The 19,154-nt window shown below is 72.3% G+C and carries 21 protein-coding genes; 15 read left to right on the top strand and 6 right to left on the bottom strand.

Going from position 1 to position 19,154, the window contains the following annotated elements; all coding sequences use genetic code 11:
• The first annotated feature begins 134 nt into the window (after nt 1-134).
• The 3 genes from ACZ516_RS21635 to ACZ516_RS21625 are packed head-to-tail and all read left to right on the top strand — an operon-like array spanning nt 135 to nt 3,711.
• Nucleotides 135-1,136: an ABC transporter permease gene (locus ACZ516_RS21635; RefSeq protein WP_358587123.1), complete on the top strand. Its 1,002-nt coding sequence runs from the start codon at nt 135-137 to the stop codon at nt 1,134-1,136.
• Nucleotides 1,133-2,230: an ABC transporter ATP-binding protein gene (locus tag ACZ516_RS21630; RefSeq protein WP_358587125.1), complete on the top strand. Its 1,098-nt coding sequence runs from the start codon at nt 1,133-1,135 to the stop codon at nt 2,228-2,230. The genes ACZ516_RS21635 and ACZ516_RS21630 overlap by 4 nt, the downstream gene beginning before the upstream one ends.
• A gap of 29 nt (nt 2,231-2,259) precedes the next feature.
• Nucleotides 2,260-3,711 carry a dipeptide ABC transporter ATP-binding protein gene (locus ACZ516_RS21625; protein ID WP_469011601.1) on the top strand — a complete coding sequence of 484 codons (1,452 nt, stop codon included), beginning with the start codon at nt 2,260-2,262 and terminating at the stop codon, nt 3,709-3,711.
• Nucleotides 3,712-3,783: 72 nt separating this feature from the next.
• Here ACZ516_RS21625 and ACZ516_RS21620 read toward each other — a convergent pair whose 3' ends face one another.
• A complete protein-coding gene (locus ACZ516_RS21620; protein ID WP_469011398.1) occupies nt 3,784-3,969 on the bottom strand; it encodes a hypothetical protein in 186 nt (61 codons plus the stop codon).
• Between the two features lie 179 nt (nt 3,970-4,148).
• On the opposite strand from ACZ516_RS21620, the gene ACZ516_RS21615 reads away from it, so the two are divergent.
• The 3 genes from ACZ516_RS21615 to ACZ516_RS21605 all read left to right on the top strand — a co-directional run bounded on the left by ACZ516_RS21615 (nt 4,149) and on the right by ACZ516_RS21605 (nt 6,824).
• Entirely contained in the window at nt 4,149-4,823 is a 675-nt protein-coding gene (locus ACZ516_RS21615) for a trimeric intracellular cation channel family protein (RefSeq protein WP_358587128.1), read from the top strand.
• A 45-nt stretch (nt 4,824-4,868) separates the two neighbouring features.
• On the top strand, nt 4,869-5,756 hold the full coding sequence (locus ACZ516_RS21610; protein ID WP_469011397.1) for a thioesterase family protein: 888 nt from the start codon (nt 4,869-4,871) through the stop codon (nt 5,754-5,756).
• A gap of 72 nt (nt 5,757-5,828) precedes the next feature.
• Nucleotides 5,829-6,824, top strand: a complete 996-nt coding sequence (locus ACZ516_RS21605) for a helix-turn-helix transcriptional regulator (RefSeq protein WP_469011396.1) — start codon at nt 5,829-5,831, stop codon at nt 6,822-6,824.
• Here ACZ516_RS21605 and ACZ516_RS21600 read toward each other — a convergent pair.
• The gene (locus ACZ516_RS21600; protein WP_469011395.1) at nt 6,769-7,629 is read right to left on the bottom strand and encodes an alpha/beta fold hydrolase; all 861 of its coding nucleotides are present in this window, start codon (nt 7,627-7,629) and stop codon (nt 6,769-6,771) included. The genes ACZ516_RS21605 and ACZ516_RS21600 overlap by 56 nt on opposite strands.
• 27 nt (nt 7,630-7,656) lie before the next feature.
• Nucleotides 7,657-8,301, bottom strand: coding sequence for a TetR family transcriptional regulator (locus ACZ516_RS21595; protein WP_358587136.1), 645 nt, complete (start codon nt 8,299-8,301; stop codon nt 7,657-7,659).
• 137 nt (nt 8,302-8,438) lie between these two features.
• Here ACZ516_RS21595 and ACZ516_RS21590 point away from each other — a divergent pair, with 137 nt between their 5' ends.
• The 3 genes from ACZ516_RS21590 to ACZ516_RS21580 all read left to right on the top strand — a co-directional run bounded on the left by ACZ516_RS21590 (nt 8,439) and on the right by ACZ516_RS21580 (nt 10,212).
• Complete coding sequence (locus ACZ516_RS21590) at nt 8,439-8,591, top strand: hypothetical protein (RefSeq protein ID WP_358587138.1); 153 nt, start codon at nt 8,439-8,441, stop codon at nt 8,589-8,591.
• 184 nt (nt 8,592-8,775) lie between these two features.
• Nucleotides 8,776-8,994: a DUF4190 domain-containing protein gene (locus ACZ516_RS21585; RefSeq protein ID WP_358587152.1), complete on the top strand. Its 219-nt coding sequence runs from the start codon at nt 8,776-8,778 to the stop codon at nt 8,992-8,994.
• 48 nt (nt 8,995-9,042) lie between these two features.
• Nucleotides 9,043-10,212, top strand: coding sequence for a cysteine desulfurase family protein (locus ACZ516_RS21580; protein WP_361086333.1), 1,170 nt, complete (start codon nt 9,043-9,045; stop codon nt 10,210-10,212).
• Here the strand turns inward: ACZ516_RS21580 and ACZ516_RS21575 are convergent.
• Nucleotides 10,209-10,904 carry an N-acetylmuramoyl-L-alanine amidase gene (locus tag ACZ516_RS21575; protein WP_469011394.1) on the bottom strand — a complete coding sequence of 232 codons (696 nt, stop codon included), beginning with the start codon at nt 10,902-10,904 and terminating at the stop codon, nt 10,209-10,211. The genes ACZ516_RS21580 and ACZ516_RS21575 overlap by 4 nt on opposite strands.
• 61 nt (nt 10,905-10,965) lie before the next feature.
• Here ACZ516_RS21575 and mnmA point away from each other — a divergent pair, with 61 nt between their 5' ends.
• Nucleotides 10,966-12,102 (top strand): tRNA 2-thiouridine(34) synthase MnmA, encoded by a 1,137-nt coding sequence (mnmA, locus tag ACZ516_RS21570; protein ID WP_361086338.1) that lies wholly within the window; start codon nt 10,966-10,968, stop codon nt 12,100-12,102.
• 30 nt (nt 12,103-12,132) lie between these two features.
• Here the strand turns inward: mnmA and ACZ516_RS21565 are convergent, their stop codons facing one another.
• Nucleotides 12,133-13,071 (bottom strand): NADP-dependent oxidoreductase, encoded by a 939-nt coding sequence (locus tag ACZ516_RS21565; protein ID WP_469011393.1) that lies wholly within the window; start codon nt 13,069-13,071, stop codon nt 12,133-12,135.
• A 142-nt stretch (nt 13,072-13,213) separates the two neighbouring features.
• Here ACZ516_RS21565 and ACZ516_RS21560 point away from each other — a divergent pair, with 142 nt between their 5' ends.
• Nucleotides 13,214-14,197: a GlxA family transcriptional regulator gene (locus tag ACZ516_RS21560; protein ID WP_469011392.1), complete on the top strand. Its 984-nt coding sequence runs from the start codon at nt 13,214-13,216 to the stop codon at nt 14,195-14,197.
• Nucleotides 14,198-14,202: 5 nt separating this feature from the next.
• On the opposite strand, the gene ACZ516_RS21555 is transcribed toward ACZ516_RS21560, so the two are convergent.
• The gene (locus tag ACZ516_RS21555) at nt 14,203-14,538 is read right to left on the bottom strand and encodes a DUF427 domain-containing protein (protein WP_469011391.1); all 336 of its coding nucleotides are present in this window, start codon (nt 14,536-14,538) and stop codon (nt 14,203-14,205) included.
• A 49-nt stretch (nt 14,539-14,587) separates the two neighbouring features.
• On the opposite strand from ACZ516_RS21555, the gene ACZ516_RS21550 reads away from it, so the two are divergent.
• From ACZ516_RS21550 to ligA, 4 genes are read left to right on the top strand one after another with little or no spacing between them, the layout of a single operon-like run.
• Complete coding sequence (locus ACZ516_RS21550) at nt 14,588-15,133, top strand: LOG family protein (protein WP_361086346.1); 546 nt, start codon at nt 14,588-14,590, stop codon at nt 15,131-15,133.
• Between the two features lie 7 nt (nt 15,134-15,140).
• The gene (locus tag ACZ516_RS21545) at nt 15,141-15,839 is read left to right on the top strand and encodes an SDR family oxidoreductase (RefSeq protein WP_469011390.1); all 699 of its coding nucleotides are present in this window, start codon (nt 15,141-15,143) and stop codon (nt 15,837-15,839) included.
• Nucleotides 15,836-16,849: a methionine synthase gene (locus tag ACZ516_RS21540; protein ID WP_469011389.1), complete on the top strand. Its 1,014-nt coding sequence runs from the start codon at nt 15,836-15,838 to the stop codon at nt 16,847-16,849. Before ACZ516_RS21545 ends, ACZ516_RS21540 begins: the two co-directional genes overlap by 4 nt.
• 31 nt (nt 16,850-16,880) lie before the next feature.
• The gene (gene ligA / locus ACZ516_RS21535; RefSeq protein WP_361086352.1) at nt 16,881-19,064 is read left to right on the top strand and encodes an NAD-dependent DNA ligase LigA; all 2,184 of its coding nucleotides are present in this window, start codon (nt 16,881-16,883) and stop codon (nt 19,062-19,064) included.
• Nucleotides 19,065-19,154: the final 90 nt, after the last annotated feature.

Here is a 19,154-nt window from a genome sequence, read left to right as displayed (position 1 = left end):
ACCATCCGTCCGGGCACCCGCAGTTGATTGACCCACCGCCGCCGCATCCCGCCAGTCCGAAGGGCAGGTGATGGCCCCGGGCGGCGGCCGGGACCCCTCACAAGGGGGTCCTGGCCGCCGCCGGGCCGCGCACAGTGCTTGCTTACCTCATCCGGCGCCTGATCGCCGTCATCATCATGGTGCTGGTCGTACTGCTCGCGACCTTCACCGTCTTCTTCATGCTGCCCAAATGGGCGGGACAGGACATCGCCGTCCTCTTCGCCGGCAAGGCGTCGGGTGCCGAGCAGCTCGAAGGCATCCGCGTCAAACTGGGTCTCGACGACCCCCTGCTCGTCCAGTTCTGGGACTTCGTCAAGGGCATCCCGATGGGGCGCGACTACGTCAACGGCAGTGACGTCACGCACTGCCCGGCGCCCTGCTTCGGCTACTCCTTCCGCACCGAGGCCCCCGTGTGGGAGACCCTCAAGGACGCCCTGCCCGTCACCGGCGCGCTCGCCGCCGGCGCGTGTGTGCTCTGGCTCGCCGGCGGTGTCGCCACCGGCGTCGTCTCCGCGCTGCGCCGGGGCACCGTCTGGGACCGGGCCGCGATGACCACCGCCCTCGGCGGCGTCTCGCTCCCCGTCTTCTTCACCGGCATGATCGCGATGGGCGTCTTCGTCCACAACCTCGGCTGGGTCAAGATCGCGGACAGTCTCAGCACCGACGACTCCGCCGGTGTCTGGCTCCAGACGCTGATCCTGCCGTGGATCGTGCTGGCCTTCCTCAACGCCGCCATGTACGCCCGCCTCACCCGCGCCACCATGCTGGAGGTGCTCGGCGAGGACTACATCCGCACCGCCCGCGCCAAGGGCCTCGGCGAGTCCGCCGTCATCCGCAAGCACGCGCTGCGTTCCGCGATGACGCCGATCCTCACCGTCTTCGGCCTCGACCTCGGTGTCCTGATGGGCGGCGCGGTCCTCACCGAGTCCACGTTCAACCTGCCCGGGCTCGGCCTGGAGGCGGTCAGGGCCATCAGCAGCAAGGACCTGCCCGTCATCCTGGGCGTGACCCTGTGCGCGGCGCTCGCCATCGCCGTGGCCAACCTCGTCGTCGACCTTCTGTACGCCGTCATCGACCCGCGAGTGAGGCTGGGATGACCGAACTGTCCAAGAGCGGGGCCGCGGTGAACGAGCCCGTCACCGACTCGCCCGCGCCCTCCGCCTTCCTGGAGGTGCGCGACCTCAAGGTGCACTTCCCGACCGACGACGGCCTGGTCAAGTCCGTCGACGGGCTCACCTTCTCGCTGGAGAAGGGCAAGACCCTCGGCATCGTGGGCGAGTCCGGCTCCGGCAAGTCGGTCACCTCGCTCGGCATCCTCGGACTGCACACCGCCGGCCAGTACGGCGCCCGCAAGGCGCGGATCTCGGGGGAGATCTGGCTGGACGGCAAGGAGCTGCTGGGCGCCGACCCCACCGAGGTGCGCAAGCTGCGCGGCCGCGAGATGGCGATGATCTTCCAGGATCCCCTCTCCGCGCTGCACCCGTACTACTCCATCGGCAAGCAGATCGTCGAGGCGTACCGGGTCCACAACGCCGTCGACAAGAAGACCGCCCGCAAGCGGGCGATCGAGATGCTCGACCGGGTCGGCATCCCGCAGCCCGACAAGCGCGTGGACAGCTACCCGCACGAGTTCTCCGGCGGCATGCGCCAGCGCGCCATGATCGCCATGGCGCTGGTCAACAACCCCGAGCTGCTCATCGCCGACGAGCCGACCACCGCCCTGGACGTCACCGTCCAGGCGCAGATCCTGGACCTCATCCGGGATCTGCAGAAGGAGTTCGGCTCCGCCGTCATCATGATCACGCACGACCTGGGCGTGGTCGCCGAGATGGCCGACGAGCTGCTGGTCATGTACGGCGGCCGGTGCGTCGAGCGCGGCACCGCCGAGAAGGTCTTCTACGAGCCGCAGCACCCGTACACCTGGGGACTGCTCGGTTCGATGCCCCGCATCGACCGCGAGGAGACCGAGCGGCTCATCCCGGTCAAGGGCTCCCCGCCCAGCCTGATCAACCTGCCGAGCGGCTGCGCCTTCAACCCGCGCTGCCCCTACGCGGACATCCCCAAGGACCAGATCACCCGCACCGAGCGCCCCGAGCTGCGCCTGGTGGCCGAGGGGCACTACTCCGCCTGCCACATGTCGCGGGACGAGCGCACCCGGATCTGGACCGAAGAGATTGCGCCGAAGCTGTGAAAGACGACGTGAAGGGCCAGGGCCAGGAGATGACGATCCCGGCGCAGAGCGAGACCTCGCCCGAGCCGCTGCTCAAGGTCGAGGGCCTGGTGAAGCACTTCCCCATCAAGAAGGGGCTGCTCCAGCGCCAGGTGGCGGCCGTGCAGGCGGTCGACGGGCTGACCTTCGACGTGCGTCCGGGCGAGACGCTCGGCGTGGTCGGCGAGTCCGGCTGCGGCAAGTCGACGATGGGCCGGCTCATCACCCGGCTCCTCGAACCGACCGGCGGGCGCGTCGAGTTCGAGGGCACGGACATCACGCACCTGAACACCGCGAAGATGCGTCCGTTCCGCCGTGACGTACAGATGATCTTCCAGGACCCGTACTCGTCGCTGAACCCCCGGCACACCATCGGCACGATCGTCGGCGCGCCCTTCAAGCTCCAGGGCGTCAAGCCCGAGGGCGGCGTGCGCAAGACCGTGCAGGAGATGCTGGAGCGCGTCGGGCTCAACCCCGAGCACTACAACCGCTACCCGCACGAGTTCTCCGGCGGTCAGCGCCAGCGCATCGGCATCGCGCGGGCGCTGGCGCTGCGGCCGAAGCTGGTCGTGGCGGACGAGCCCGTCTCGGCCCTGGACGTCTCCATCCAGGCCCAGGTGGTCAACCTCCTGGACGACCTCCAGGACGAGCTGGGCCTCACGTACGTGATCATCGCGCACGACCTGTCGGTCATCCGGCACGTCTCGGACCGCATCGCGGTGATGTACCTCGGCAAGATCGTGGAGCTGGCGGACCGCAGGGACCTCTACTCCACGCCGATGCACCCGTACACCAAGGCGCTGCTGTCCGCCGTGCCGGTGCCCGACCCCAAGCGGCGCGGCACCAAGAGCGAGCGCATCCTGCTGCGCGGCGACGTGCCCTCGCCGATCGACCCGCCGAGCGGCTGCCGCTTCCACACGCGGTGCTGGAAGGCGACGGAGATCTGCAAGACGAAGGAGCCGCCGCTGATCCCGCTCGCCACCGGGCACCAGGTGGCGTGCCACCACCCGGAGAACGCGGCGGACCAGGCCCCCGAGGACACCACGCTGCTGGCGGCCGCCAAGGAGGCCATCGAGGTGGTGAGGGTGGCCCCCAAGGCGGACGGATCGACCCCGGATCAGCCCGCCACGAAGACGGCAAAGCCGCTCGCGAAGCCGACGGAGGCCTCCGCGAAGTCGACAGCGCCTCTTGCGAAGCCGGTGGAGACCCCGGCCGAGCCGGTGGAGGTCCCCGCGAAGTCGGTGGAGCCGCTTGTGCAGCCGGTGGAGACCCCGGCCGAGCCGGTGGAGACTCCCGCGAAGTCGGCGGAGACCCCCGCCGAGCCCGGGGAGGCCCCCGCCAAGTCTGCGGAGATCCCCGCCGGGCCGGCGGACACCCCCGCCGAGTCGGCCGAGACCCCCGCCACGTCGGCTGAGGCCCCCGCCAAGTCCGTGGAGCCGCCCGCGGAGTCGGCGGGCAAGTAGGAGGCCCCGGAGGGAGGGCGCGCGATCGGCGCGTGCCCTCCCTCCGCCGTGTCGGCGGCGAGCCGACCCCGCTCACTCCGTGACGCTCCAGCGCCCCACTTCCCGGTACGCGGAGTCCTGGACGGCCTCGCCGTCGCCGGGCGTCAGCGCGTAGTGGCCGAGGTTGCCGCCCCAGTACCGCAGGATGCGGCCCAGTTCCTCGGCGGCCCTTCCCTCGAACGCGTTCTCGCCCATGTCGACCTCCAGCACGAACTTCATGGCACCTCACTTCACTCGTCCGTCGCACCTGCCTTGCCTGCCTTCAACCGTGTCATTGAAGTTCCAGTGGGGACTTTCGGACGACAGCGCGAGGCGGCACAGCGAACAGCCGCACACGAACCCTCAACCGGGGCCGAAGCCGGCGACGAGGCAGGGGTGGCCCCGGGTAAGAATGGCGCGTGCTCCAGGATCTGTTCAGCCCCTCCGTCCAGCACGCGCTCGACATCGTGGGGATCTTCGTCTTCGCGATCTCCGGCGCGCTGCTCGCCGTGCGCAAGAACTTCGACGTCTTCGGCATCGCCGTCCTCGCCGAGGTCACCGCGCTGGGCGGGGGACTCTTCCGCGACCTGGTCATCGGAGCCGTCCCGCCGGCCGCCTTCACCGACCTCGGATACTTCATCACCCCGCTCTTCGCGGCCGCCCTGGTCTTCTTCCTCCACCCGGAGGTGGAGCGCACCCAGCTCGCGGTGAACGTCTTCGACGCGGCGGGCCTCGGGCTCTTCTGCGTGTCGGGGACGACCAAGGCGTACGACTACGGCCTCGGCCTCACCGCGTCCGCCGCCCTCGGCCTGATGACCGCGGTCGGCGGCGGCGTCCTGCGCGACATCGTCGCCAACGAAGTGCCCTCGCTGGTCCGCTGGGACCGCGACCTGTACGCCGTGCCGGCCATCGTGGGCGCGGCGATGGTCGCCCTGTGCATCCGCTTCGACGAGCTGACCGCCTTCACCAGCGGCCTCGCCGTCGTGACGGCGTTCGTCCTGCGCCTGCTGGCGCTGCGCTACCACTGGCGGGCACCGCGTGCCTGGCACCGGCGCTCCACGGCGGTGGAGGCGGACGTGGAGGAGACGCCGTAGCCCGAAAAGCTACCGCTCAGTAATTGGGTGTTGTACCTTGCTGCCATGGCAACGGCAGCTTCGGACACCTCGGCAGCCCCCCTCCCCGCGGCGGCGCCCGCCCGCATCGGCGACAGCGAGTTCGACCGCGACACCGCGGTCACCCGGCGCGAGCCCGGCGTCTACGACACCGAACTCTCCGCCGGCTGGACGATCATCAGCGCCGTCAACGGCGGCTACCTCCTGGCCGTCATCGGCCGCGCCCTCGCCGACGCCCTGCCGCACGCCGACCCGTTCACCATCTCCGCGCACTACCTCACCGCGTCCCGGCCCGGCCCGGCCGTGGTCCGCACGGACGTGGTGCGCGGCGGCCGCTCCCTCTCCACCGGACAGGCCTCCCTCTTCCAGTACGACGAGGAGGGCCGCGAGGTCGAGCGGATCCGCGTCCTCGCCTCGTACGGAGACCTCGACGCGCTCCCCGACGACGTCCGCACGAGTGCGGAGCCGCCCGCGATCCCGCCGCTCGACCAGTGCTTCGGCGCCCAGGACGCTCCCGGCCACCGCCCGGTGCCCGGCAGCTCCGCCATCGCCGACCGCCTCTTCCTCAAGCTCGACCCCGCCACCCTCGGCTGGGCGCTCGGGCAGCCCTCCGGCAAGGGGGAGATGAGGGCCTGGTTCGGCCTCGCGGACGGCCGCGACGCCGACCCGCTGTCGCTGCTGCTCGCGGTGGACGCGTTGCCGCCCACCGCCTTCGAAATGGGCCTCACCGGCTGGGTGCCCACCGTGGAGCTGACGGTGCACGTGCGCTGCCGCCCGGCTCCCGGACCGCTGCGCGTCGCGATCACCACGCGCAACCTCGCGGGCGGCTTCCTGGAGGAGGACGCCGAGGTGTGGGACAGCGCGGACCGCCTGGTCGCGCAGTCGCGCCAGCTGGCCCGCGCCCGCCTGTCCTGAACCGCCGGGCGGGCAGACCCTCGTACCGGAGCCGCCGCGGCGGGCAGACCCTCGTACGGGATCCTGGACGGCGTGAAAGCTGACCGGCTGCTCTCGATCCTGCTGCTGCTCCAGACCCGCGGCCGGGTGCCCGCGCGCGAACTGGCCGAGCGGCTGGAGGTCTCCGTTCGCACCGTCTACCGGGACGTCGAGGCCCTGTCCGCCTCCGGTGTCCCGGTCTACGCCGAGCGGGGCCGGCACGGCGGCATCGAGCTGCTCGCCGGCTTCCGCACCGACGTGACGGGGCTGACCGCCGACGAGTCGCGCGCCCTGTTCGTCCTCGCCGCACGGGGCGCGCACGCCGCGCTCGGCCTGGACCGGGCGCTCGGCTCGGCGCTGCGCAAGGTCATGGCCGCGCTGCCCGAACCGCACCGGCCCGCCGCCGAACTGACCGGCCGCCGCATCCTCGTCGACGCCTCCCGCTGGATGGCGGGCCCCTCGGCCGGCGGGGAGCTGGCCGCGCTCCAGGACGCCGTCTTCGCGGACCGGCGCCTGCGGCTGCGCTACCGGCACGCCGGGGGCCCGCGGCCAAGGACGTACACCGTCGACCCGTACGGCCTGGTGTCGAAGGCCGGCGTCTGGTACCTCGTCGCCGACCGGCGCGGCGCCCCGCGCCTGTTCCGCGCCGACCGGATCGGCTCGGCCACCCTCACCGAGGCCCCGGTCCGGCGCCGCCCCGGCGTCGAACTCGCCGAGGTGTGGGCGCTGTTGAAGGCGCAGGTGGAGGAGCGCCCCGGCGGCATCGAGGTGACGGCGCGAGTGCGGCGCGACCGCTACGACCTGTTCCTGCGCCTCAACGGCACCGCGTTGGCCCACCCGCCCGAGGACGACGACGGCACGGGCGAGTGGATCACGGTCCGTCTGGCGTACGAGTTCCTGGGCGCGACCAAGACGCTGCTGCCCTTCGCGGACACGGTCGAGGTGCTCTCGCCGCCCGAGGTGCGCGCCGAACTGGCCCGGGCCGCCGCGGCCGTCACCGCCCTGTACGCGGCGGATCAGCCCGGAGGAAACGGGCCAGCTCCGCGCTGAGTTCGGCGGGCGCGTCCTCCTGTACGAGATGCCCCGCGCCCTCGATCAGGCGCAGCCCGGCGCCGGGGATCGCCGCGGCCAGCTCGTGGGCGCGCGCCACCGGGATCCAGGTGTCCTCGGCGCCCCAGCAGATCAGCACCGGCAGGTCCAACTCCCCGTACCTGCCCTGGATCTCGTCGGTGTAGCGCTGGTCGTTCTGCTCGATCTGCCGGTAGAAGGCGGGCCTGCCCTCCGCCGTGCACCAGGGGGCCACCAGCCGGTCGAGCACCGCGGGGTGCAGGCCGCGGTGGGACGCCGAGCCGACGTAGGTCCGTACGAGCGCCTCGTGCAGGTGGGGCGGCAGCTGCGCGAAGACGCCGGCGTGCGCGCCGAGGAGCCGGTAGGTGGGGGTGCCCCAAGGGGCGAGGGCGACCGGGTCGACGAGGGCGAGGCGGTCGTAGCGCGCGCCGTGCAGGAGGTGGGCGCGCAGGGCGACGCAGCCGCCGAAGTCGTGCGCGAGGACGGCGGGCCGCTCAAGGCCCCAGTGGTCGAGCAGCTCGGTCAGGACCCGGCCCTGCGCGGCGAGCGAGACGTCCTGCCCGTCCCGCATCTCGGAGGCGCCGTATCCGGCCAGGTCCCAGACGTACACGCGGTGTTCGCCCGCGAGGGCGCGGGCGACGGCCCGCCAGACGTACGACGAGAAGGGGGTGCCGTGCACCAGGACGACGGGCGGGGCGCCGACGGGCCCGAGCGCGGCCCAGCGGACGGCGCCCGAGGAGCCGGCGAAGGTGCGGTCGAGAATCCAGGCGTCACCGGCGTTCGTCATGACCGTAGAGCTTAGTTGCCCCTTACTTCAGACGTCCAGCCAGTGGCGGCGCCCGAGGCTGACCAGGCGCAGCCGGCGCCGCGCCGTGGCCGCCACCCGCTCGGCGGCCGCCGGGTCGCCCTGCGCCTCCAGGAGGGCGGAGGCCGTCATCACCATGTGGTCGACGTACATCCCGGCGAGCATCAAAAGGTCGTCCTCGGCCCAGCCCGCCGTCCCCGGCTCCCCGGCGAACTGGTCCTTCACCTCCTGGGCGAACAGCGCGAGCTGGCCGTTTATCGCGGCCCGCACCGCCTGCACGCCACCGTGCTGCTCGCGGGCGATGAAGCGGACATGGGCGGGATGGGCGCGGACGTACGCGGCGATCAGTTCGACGGTGGCCGCGATGCGCTCCTCCCCGTCGTCATCCCCGGCGCGCTCACCCGTCGCGGAGAGCAGCGCGGTGAGCGCCAGATGCAGGCTGCCGAGCGCCTCCTCCACCAGCGCAACACCCAGGTCGGCCATGTCCCGGAAGTGCCGGTAGAAGGCGGTGGGGGCGACACCGACGGCGCGGGTGACCTCGCGCAGGCCCAGGCTGGACAGGCTCTGCTCCTCCAGCAGCCGCAGCGCCGCGTCGAGGAGCGCCTGCCGGGTCCTGCGCTTCTGGGCCTGCCGGACGCCGAGGGTGTGACTCATGCCATGCAGTTAACAACTGTTCTCCGAGTTTGGAAAGCGCGGGACGGAGTACCCTGAAAGTCAGTGAACAGTTGTTACCACAAGCGTTCACCGAATCGGGCCCGTGACGGTCCGGTCGCCGATTGGAGAGGGATCTCATGCTCTTCCTCGTCGCCGCCCTCCTGCTGCTGGGTGTCGCCATGGGTTCCGTGGCCCACACCCCCCTGCCGGTGACGCTCGTCGCCGCCGCGGTCATCGGGGTGTGGCTCGTGGTCTTCGCGCTCCGCGAGCGCCGCACCCACCACCACTGAGCGGCCCTCATCCCAGATCCGTGCGGCACCACGACCCGTAAGGAGTCGGACCATGGCACTCACCACCCAGCACCGCACCGGACCCGCCACGGACCGGAGCGTCGAACGCCCCGCCGACCGCACCCCGCGTCAGGCCGTGGAGGCCGCCCCGCCGCGCCCCACCGGACGCCGGGACACCGACGGCATGGCCGTCGCCTCCTTCGTCTGCGGCCTGCTCGGACTGCTCGTCCTGAACATCTTTCTCGGCCCCACGGCGATCGTCCTCGCGGGCCTCGCCCTGCACCGCGGCACCGCCCGAAAGGGCCGCGCCCTGCTCGGACTCGGGCTCGGCGTGGCCGACCTGGCGGTCCTCGCCGCGCTGGTCGCGATGGACGGCACCGTGTCCTGGGGTCTCGCAGGCTGATACCGCCGGGGCGTCCGGGGCCGTACGGCTCGTAGAATCGTGCGCACCATGGCCTACCTCGACCACGCAGCGACCACTCCGATGCTCCCGGCAGCGATCGCGGCGATGACCGCGCAGATCGCCGTCACCGGCAACGCCTCCTCGCTGCACGCGGCGGGCCGGCGGGCGCGCCGATCCGTCGAGGAGGCCCGCGAGACCCTCGCCGAGTCGCTCGGCGCGCGCCCCAGCGAGGTGGTCTTCACCTCCGGCGGCACCGAGGCCGACAACCTCGCCGTGAAGGGCCTGTACTGGGCCCGGCGCGACGCGGAGCCGGCCCGCACCCGCGTCCTCGCCAGCCCCGTCGAGCACCACGCCGTCCTCGACGCCGTCGACTGGCTCGGCCGGCACGAGGGCGCCACCGTCGAATACCTCCCCGTCGACGCCCACGGCCGCGTCCACCCCGACGCGCTGCGCGAGGCGATCGGACGCAACCCCGACGACGTCGCCCTGGCCACCGTCATGTGGGCCAACAACGAGATCGGCACGATCCAGCCCGTCCGCGAACTGGCCGACGTGGCCGCCGAGTTCGGCGTGCCGCTGCACGCCGACGCCGTCCAGGCCTACGGCCAGATCCCCGTGGACTTCCAAGCCTCGGGGCTCGCCGCGATGACCGTTTCCGGCCACAAGATCGGCGGCCCCTACGGCATCGGCGCGCTGCTGCTCGGCCGGGAGCACAGCCCCGTGCCCGTGCTGCACGGCGGCGGCCAGGAGCGGCACGTGCGCTCCGGGACGCTCGACGTGCCCGCCGTCGCCGCCTTCGCCGTGGCGGGGGAGTACGCCGCCGAGCACCGCGAGCGGTTCGCCGCCGAGGTCGGCGCCCTGCGGGACGAGCTGGTGGCCGCCGTCCGCGCGGCGGTCCCCGAGGCGATCCTCGGCGGCGACCCGTCCCCGGCGGGCCGGCTGCCCGCCAACGCGCACTTCACCTTCCCCGGCTGCGAGGGCGACTCCCTCCTGCTGCTGCTCGACGCGCAGGGCATCGAGTGCTCCACGGGCTCGGCGTGCACGGCGGGCGTGGCCCAGCCCAGCCACGTCCTGCTGGCCACGGGCACCGACCCCGACCTGGCGCGCGGCACCCTGCGCTTCTCCCTCGGCCACACGTCCACCAGGGCGGACGTCGACGCCGTCGCGGCGGCGATCGGCCCCGCGGTGGACCGGGCCCGCACGGCGGGGCTCAGCTAGGACTTCTTCTTCCGCTGCCCCGGGAGCTTCCTGCCACCGTCCCGGGCGGCGCGGACCAGGCGCAGGTACCGGTCCCAGTCCCAGTGCGGCCCCGGGTCCGTGTGGTCCGTGCCCGGCACCTCCACGTGCCCGACGATGTGCTCGCGGTCCACCGGGATGTCGTACCGCTCGCATATTCCGGCCGTGAGCCGTGCCGACGCGGCGTACATCGCGTCGGTGAACGAGGACTTGTCGTCGACGAACCCCTCGTGCTCGATGCCCACACTGCGTTCGTTGTAGCTCCGGTCGCCGGCGTGGAAGGCCACGTCCAGCTCGCGGATCAGCTGCGCCACATGCCCGTCCTTGCGCACCACGTAATGCGCGGCGGCCCCGTGGCCGGGGTCCTTGAAGACGCGCAGCGCCGTCGCGTACCCGCCCTGGACGACGTGGATGACGACGCGGTCGATGGCGTAGTCGTCGGGGCGGTTCGCGCGGCGCCAGTTGTAGTCCGAGGCAGCCGTCCACTGCGCGCCCCGGGCGTCCACCTCGCCCTCCTCGCGCCTCTTCACCACACCGGGCATCCGCCACCACAGCCGCCCCAGGTCGTCCCCGGCGAACACCGCCGTGCCGGCGGCGGCCGCACCGCCGCCGATCAGCAGGGTGCGCCGGCTGACTCCGCGGCGTCCCGGTCCGCGCCCCTCTGATTCCCCCATGTGCTCGTCAACGCTTGGCGGCGGGCGTCCGGTTCCCGCGGGCCCGTACTCTGTTAGGGCTATGACTTTCACCGAGACCCCGCAGCCTCCCCAGCGCCCCCTCCGTGTCCTGGCCGCCATGTCCGGCGGCGTGGACTCCGCCGTCGCCGCCGCGCGCGCCGCCGAAGCCGGACACGACGTGACGGGAGTGCACCTCGCCCTCTCGGCGAACCCCCAGTCGTTCCGCACGGGCGCCCGGGGCTGCTGCACCATCGAGGACTCGCGCGACGCCCGCCGCGCCGCGGACGTCATCGGCATCCCGTTCTACGTGTGGGACCTCGCCGAGCGGTTCCGTGAGGACGTGGTGGAGGACTTCGTCGCCGAGTACGAGGCGGGGCGCACCCCCAACCCGTGCCTGCGCTGCAACGAGAAGATCAAGTTCGCCGCGCTGCTCGACAAGGCCCTCGCCCTCGGCTTCGACGCGGTCGTCACCGGCCACTACGCCAAGGTGATCGTCCGTGAGGACGGCACCCGCGAGCTGCACCGCGCCTCCGACATGGCCAAGGACCAGAGCTACGTCCTCGGCGTCCTGGACGACCGGCAGCTCGCCCACGCGATGTTCCCCCTCGGTGACACCGTCACCACCAAGGAGGAGATCCGCGCCGAGGCCGAGCGCCGGGGCCTCGCCGTCGCCAAGAAGCCCGACAGCCACGACATCTGCTTCATCGCCGACGGCGACACCCAGGGCTTCCTCGCCGCCCGCCTCGGCAAGGCGCAGGGCGACATCGTGGACGAGTCCGGGACGGTCCTCGGCAGCCACGAGGGGGCGTACGGGTACACCATCGGCCAGCGCAAGGGCCTGCGCATCGGCACCCCGGCCCCCGACGGCAAGCCGCGCTACGTCCTGGACATCTCGCCGGTGGACAACACCGTGACGGTCGGCCCGGCCGCCGCCCTGGACGTCACCGGCCTGACCGCCGTCAGGCCCCGCTGGTGCGGCGCGGCCCCCACCGGCCCCGGCACGTACACGGCGCAGCTGCGGGCCCACGGCGGCGAGAGCGAGGTCTCCGCCGAGCTGGTCGACGGCGAACTGCGGGTCTCCTTCACCGAGCCCGTCCGCGGCGTGGCCCCCGGCCAGGCGATCGTGCTGTACGACGGCACGCGCGTGGTCGGCTCGGCGACGATCGCGACGACGGAGCGGGTGACGGCGGGCGTCTGACACCCGCCGCCCCACCCGCTCACCCGGCGGCTACGCGGCGACCCGGAGCACGATCTTGCCCCGCGTGCGGCCCTGCTCGCCGTGCGCGTGGGCCTTGGCCGCCTCCTCCAGAGGCAGCACCGTGTCGATCTCGACGCGGAGCTTCCCCTCGTCCACCAGGCGGGCGATCTCCAAGAGGCCCAGGCGGTCCGGCTCCACGATCGTCCAGCCCGCGTGGACGCCGTGCTCCCGCGCGAGACCGGCGTCCGGCAGGCCGCCGGGGTCCGGCAGCGTCACCAGGTGGCCGCCGGGACGCAGGACCCGAAGGGACCGTGTGCCGTACTCGCCGCCCACCCCGTCCAGGACGACGTCGACGTCGCTCACCGCCTCGGTGAAGTCCACGCACGCGTAGTCCACGACTTCGTCCGCGCCGAGGCCGCGCAGGAAGGCGTGCTTGTCCTCCCGCGCGGTCCCGATGACGTACGCGCCCCGGGCCTTGGCGATCTGCACGGCCAGGTGCCCCACACCGCCGGCCGCCGCGTGGATCAGCACCCGCTGCCCGGCCCGCAGCCCCGCCGTCTCGACGAGCCCCTGCCACGCGGTGAGCGCCGCGAGCGGCAGGGCGGCGGCCTCCACGTGGGACAGGCCCACGGGCTTGGGCGCGAAGCGCCGCGCGGGCGCCACGACGTACTCCGCGTAGCCGCCCGCCTGCTCGGGGAAGCGGGGCATGCCGAAGACCTCGTCCCCGGGGGAGTACAGGGTCACTCCGGGGCCCACCTCCTCGACGACGCCCGACACGTCGTAGCCGAGGATCGGCGTGTCCCCCCAGCTGCCGAAGGCGCCCTCCGCGCGGGTCTTCCAGTCGACGGGGTTCACCCCCGCCGCGTGCACCCGCACCAGGATCTCGGTGAGGCCGGGCTCGGGACGGTCCACCTCCACGGGGAGCAGGTTCTCGGGGGCGCCCCAGGAGCGGGGGCTTACGGCACGCATCTTCATGGTCATCCTCTTGGAACTCCGGACCGGTTCTTCTGCCGGGCCGGATCTTCTGCCGGAACGGCTGGAGGACCCAGAGTGCGTCGGGACCGGCGGGCGCGGTGCTGGCAGTTTGGCCATGATGTGACAGGATTCGGCCATGACTTCTCCTGGCGGCCGGCATCGGGTGGCGGTCTTCGCGCTGGACGGGGTGTACGCCTTCGAGATGGGCATCCCGCCCCGGATCTTCGGGGCCGCCCAGGACGCCGGCGGACACCCGCTGTACGACGTCGTCGTGTGCACGGTGGACGGCGGGCCGGTGCGGACCGACGCCGGGTTCGAGGTGGCGGTGGAACACGGCCCCGAGGCGCTCGCCGCCGCCGACACGGTCGTCATCCCGCCCACCGAGCGGCTGTGCGGCGGCACGGACGAAGGCGTCCTGCCGGGCCCCCTGGCCGCCGCGCTCGCCCGGGTGCGGCCCGGCACACGCTGGGTGTCGCTCTGCACCGCCTCGTACGTCCTGGCCGCCGCCGGGCTGCTCGACGGGCGCCCCGCGACCACCCACTGGAAGGAGGCCGACCACTTCCGGCGCACCTTCCCCCGGGTCGCGCTCGACGAGGACGTCCTCTTCGTGGACGACGGCGACATCCTGACGGCGGCCGGCGTCGGCGCGGGCATCGACCTGTGCCTGCACCTGCTGCGCCGCGACCACGGCACCGCCGTCGCCCACCGCGTCGCCCGCTTCTGCGTGGTCCCGCCCTGGCGCGAGGGCGGGCAGGCGCAGTACATCGAGCGGCCCGTCCCCGCGCCGACGCTCGCCACGACGGCCGCCACGCGCGCGTGGGCGCTCGAGAGGCTCCACGAGCCGCTGCCGCTCGGCGAGCTGGCCGCCCACGCGCGCATGAGCCTGCGGACCTTCACGCGCCGCTTCCAGGAGGAGGTCGGCATGCCCCCCGGCCGCTGGCTGACCGCCCAGCGCATCGAACTGGCCCGCCAGCTCCTGGAGTCGAGCGACCTGCCCGTGGACGTGGTCGCCCACCGGGCCGGATTCGGCACCGGCAACTCACTGCGCCAGCACATGCGCGCGGTGCTCGGGGTCTCCCCGGCCGCCTACCGCAAGACGTTCGCCGGCGCCGGCGGGTGACCTACCTAACCCTGCGGCGGGACCACCTGTGCCTCGTAGAAGCAGTAGTGGTCCTTGACGGCGGCCACCTCCGGCTTCGGCTCGGGGTAGGCCCACACCGCGTCCTGCGCGCCCGGCAGCGACCAGTAGGAGGCCGTGCCCTTGAACGGGCAGTGCGTGCTCGTCGCGGACGGCGTCAGCAGGTCCGTACGCACGTCCTCCGGAGGCAGGTAGTACCGCACGGGACACCCCGTCTCGCGCAACAGCAGCGGGCGGCGGCTCTCCGCGACGACCTGCCCGTCGTGCACCACGCGCACATGGTCCGTGCCCTGCTCGACAGTGATCCGGTGTCCCTTGGCCACGACGTACCTCCTCGACAGGCGCCTTCCCCTCGGACCGTACCGTGAGCACATGGATATTTGCGTCTTCCTCTCCGCCGCCGACCTGGACGAGCGCTACACCCGCCCCGCCAGGCAGTTCGCCGAACTGCTCGGCAAGGGAGGCCACACCCTGGTGTGGGGCGGTTCGGAGAGCGGCCTGATGAAGGTGGTCGCGGACGGTGTCGAGGAGGCGGGCGGGCGGCTGGTGGGTGTCTCCGTCGACTTCCTCGCGGCCAAGGCCCGGGCCGTCGCCGACCCCCACGAGATGGTGATCGCCCGCGACCTCGCCGAGCGCAAGGCGCTCCTCCTGGAGAAGGCCGACGCGATCGTGATCATGGTCGGTGGCACCGGCACCCTCGACGAAGCCACCGAGATTCTGGAGCTGAAGAAGCACGGCAAGCACACCAAGCCGGTGGTCCTGCTGAACTCCGCCGGGTTCTACGACGGCCTCAAGGAGCAGTTCCGCCGCATGGAGGACGAGGGTTTCCTGCCCGTACCCCTCACCGAACTGGTCTTCTTCGCCGAGGAGCCCGTCGGCGCCCTGGCCTACCTGGAGGAATCACAGGGCACGCGGTGATGCGAGCATGGCGGGTATGGCAACACATGTGATCACCGGGGCCGGCTCCGGCATCGGAGCGGCCGTCGCCCGCCGCCTGCACGCACGCGGCGACGAACTCGTCCTCCACGCGCGCGACGCGGGCCGCGCCAAGGAACTGGCCGCGCAGTTCCCCGGCGCGAGCACGCTCGTCGGCGACCTCGCGGACCCCGACAGGCTCTCCTGGGCCTTCGGCCACCAGTCGCTGCCCTCGCGCGTGGACTCCCTCCTGCACATCGCCGGCGTCGTCGACCTCGGCCCGGTCGGCGACCTCACCCCCAAGGCCTGGCACCACCAGCTCAACGTCAACCTCGTCGCCCCCGCCGAACTGACCCGCCACTTCCTGCCCCAACTGCGCGCCTGCCAGGGACACGTCGTCTTCGTCAACTCCGGCGCCGGCCTGAACGCCCACGCCGAGTGGTCCGCGTACGCCGCCTCCAAGCACGGCCTGAAGGCCCTCGCCGACTCCCTGCGCCAGGAGGAGCACGGCAACGGCGTGCGGGTCACCTCCGTCTACCCCGGCCGCACGGCCAGTGCCATGCAGGTCAAGGTCCACCAGCAGGAGGGCAAGGACTACGACGCGTCCCGCTGGATCGACCCCGAGTCCATCGCCACGACGATCGTCATGGCCCTGGACCTGCCGCGCGACGCGGAGGTCAACGACCTGACGGTGCGGCCGGGACGATGAGCGACACGATGACCTGGGGCCCGGCGACCGGCGTCGGGTCCCTGCCCGGCGGGGACGCCCGCGAGGCCGCGAAGACCGTCACCGGCAGCTTCGCGGGCCCCGGGGAGGGCATCCCCCACCTCGCCGAACTGCCCGCGCGCGGACCCGGCGCCGACATGATCGGCCGCACCGCCGGACTGCTCGTGGACCTGTACGCGCGCGTGGAGCCCAGCGGCTGGCGCGTCGGCGACCGCCCCGGCCGCGACACCAAGCGGGCCAGGGCCTGGCTCGGCGAGGACCTCGACGCCCTGGAGGAGTTCACCCAGGGGTATCAGGGGCCGCTCAAGGTCCAGGCCGTCGGCCCCTGGACGCTCGCCGCCGCCCTGGAGCTGCGCAACGGCGAAGTGGCGCTCTCCGACCCGGGCGCCTGCCGTGACCTCGCCGGATCCCTCGCCGAGGGCCTGCGCGAGCACCTCGCCGACGTGCGCCGCAGGGTCCCGGGCGCCCAGGTGGTGCTGCAACTGGACGAGCCCTCGCTCATCGCCGTGCTCCGCGGGCAGGTCAGGACGGCGAGCCAGTACCGCACCCACCGCGCCGTGGACCGCCAGAGCGTGGAGGACACCCTGCGGGACGTCCTGGCCGTCCAGGGCGAGGGACCGACCGTCGTCCACTCCTGTGCGCCGGACGTGCCCTTCGCGCTGCTGCGCCGCGCCGGGGCCCACGCGATCTCGTTCGACTTCTCGCTCCTCACCGAGCGTGACGACGAGGTGATCGGCGAGGCGGTCGAGGGCGGCACGAAGCTCTTCGCCGGTGTCGTGCCGGGCGTGAACGGCCCATTGTCGGACCCTGCCGGTAGCGTCATGGGTGTCAGGACGCTGTGGCGCAGGCTGGGGCTGAATCCGGGATCACTCGCGGAGTCGGTCGTACTCACTCCGTCGTGCGGACTCGCGGGGGCTTCCCCCGCGTACGCCCGCGCGGCACACGCCCACTGCGTCAAGGCGGCGAGATCGCTCGCAGACAACCCTGAGTAATTGGGTATGACGTAACGGGAGGACTTTTACGGTGGCTGTCGAACAGCAAGGCTCCGTGCCCGCCGAGGCACGGGATCAGCATGCCCAGCTGGCCGAACAGATCGAGGAGCACCGCTTCCGGTACTACGTGAAGGACCAACCCGTCGTCAGCGACGCGGAGTTCGACAAGCTCCTGCGCTCCCTGGAGGCCCTGGAGGAGGAGTACGCGGAGCTGCGGACACCGGACTCGCCCACCCAGAAGGTCTCGGGGGCGTACGAGACGGAGTTCACGGCGGTCGAGCACCGCGAGCGCATGCTCTCCCTCGACAACGCCTTCGACGACGCGGAGCTGGCCGCCTGGGCCGACCGCGTGGCCAAGGACGTCGGCTCGCCGGGCTACCACTTCCTGTGCGAGCTGAAGGTCGACGGCCTCGCGGTCAACCTGACGTACGAGGACGGCAGGCTGACCCGCGCCGCCACCCGCGGCGACGGCCGCACCGGCGAGGACATCACGCCGAACGTCCGCACCATCGCGGACATCCCCCAGCGGCTCAAGGGCGACCGCGTGCCCGCCCTGGTGGAGATCCGCGGCGAGGTCTTCTTCCCCATGGAGAAGTTCGAGGAGCTCAACGCCCGCCTGGTGGAGGCGGGCGACAAGCCCTTCGCCAACCCTCGCAACGCCGCGGCGGGCTCACTGCGCCAGAAGGACCCCCGCATCACCGCGACCCGGCCCCTGCACATGGTCGTGCACGGCATCGGCGCCCGCGAGGGCCTCGACATCGACTGCCTCAGCCACGCCTACGAGCTGCTTCACGAGTGGGGCCTGCCCACCGCCCGGCACAACAAGGTCGTCGACGACCTCCAAGGCGTGCGGGACTTCATCACGTACTTCGGGGAGAACCGCCACTCCGTGGAGCACGAGATCGACGGCGTCGTCGTCAAGCTCGACGAGATCCCCCTCCAGGGCCGCCTCGGCTCCACCTCGCGCGCCCCGCGCTGGGCCATCGCCTGGAAGTACGCCCCGGAGGAGGTCAACACCAAACTGGTCAACATCCGCGTCGGCGTCGGCCGCACCGGCCGCGTCACGCCGTACGCCCAGGTGGAGCCCGTCACGGTCGCCGGCTCCGAGGTGGAGTTCGCCACCCTGCACAACCAGGAGGTGGTGAAGAAGAAGGGCGTCCTCATCGGCGACACGGTCGTGCTGCGCAAGGCCGGTGACGTCATCCCGGAGATCCTCGGCCCGGTGGTGGACCTGCGGGACGGCACCGAGCGGGAGTTCGAGATGCCCGCCGAGTGCCCCGAGTGCGGCACGGCGCTGCGGCCCATGAAGGAGGGCGACATCGACCTCCGCTGCCCCAACGCCCAGACCTGCCCGGCCCAGTTGCGCGAACGGCTCTTCTACCTGGCCGGCCGCAAGTCCCTGGACATCGAGAACTTCGGATACGTCGCCGCGGCCGCGCTGACCAGACCCCTGGAGCCGGCCGAGCCACCGATCCTCGACGAGGGCGACATCTTCGACCTGCGGATCGAGGAGCTGCTCCCCATCAAGTCCTACGTCCTCGACCAGGACTCCGGCCTGCCCAAGCGCGACCCCAAGACCGGCGAGGAGAAGGTCGTCACCTTCTTCGCCAACCAGAAGGGCGAGGCGAAGAAGAACACCCTCGCCATGCTGGAGAACATCGCGGCGGCCAAGGAGCGCCCCCTCGCCCGCGTCCTGACCGGCCTCTCGATCCGGCACGTCGGCCCGGTGGCCGCCGAGGCGCTGGCCCGCGAGTTCCGCTCCATCGACCGGATCGAACAGGCCACCGAGGAAGAGCTGGCCACGACGGAAGGAGTGGGGCCGGTCATCGCGGCCTCCCTCAAACAGTGGTTCGCCGAGGAGTGGCACCGCGAGATCCTCCGCAAGTGGCGGGCGGCCGGGGTGCGCATGGAGGAGGAGACGAGCGGCGAGGACGAGGGTCCCCGCCCCCTGGCAGGCCTCACGGTCGTCGTCACCGGCACGCTGGAGCACTACACCCGGGATGGCGCGAAAGAGGCGCTGCAGAGCCGTGGCGCGAAGGTGACGGGTTCCGTTTCGAAGAAGACGTCCTTCGTCGTCGTGGGGGACAACCCCGGCTCGAAGTACGACAAGGCGATGCAGGTGAAGGTTCCGGTTCTCGACGAGGAAGGCTTCGTCGTGCTGCTGGAACAAGGACCGGACGCGGCGCGGGAAGTCGCGCTTCCGACCGAGGAGTAGCGGTTGAAGGCCACCCGTTCGGCGCATACCAGATGCATACGGGTGGCCGGGTCGCATTCGGGCAACCGTGGGCGACCGCTGCCCGTGGAA

The organism is Streptomyces sp. NPDC034037, from assembly GCF_055575715.1.
Note: the sequence above shows the minus strand (reverse complement) of the source record. Positions and strands in the feature narration are given on the sequence as shown.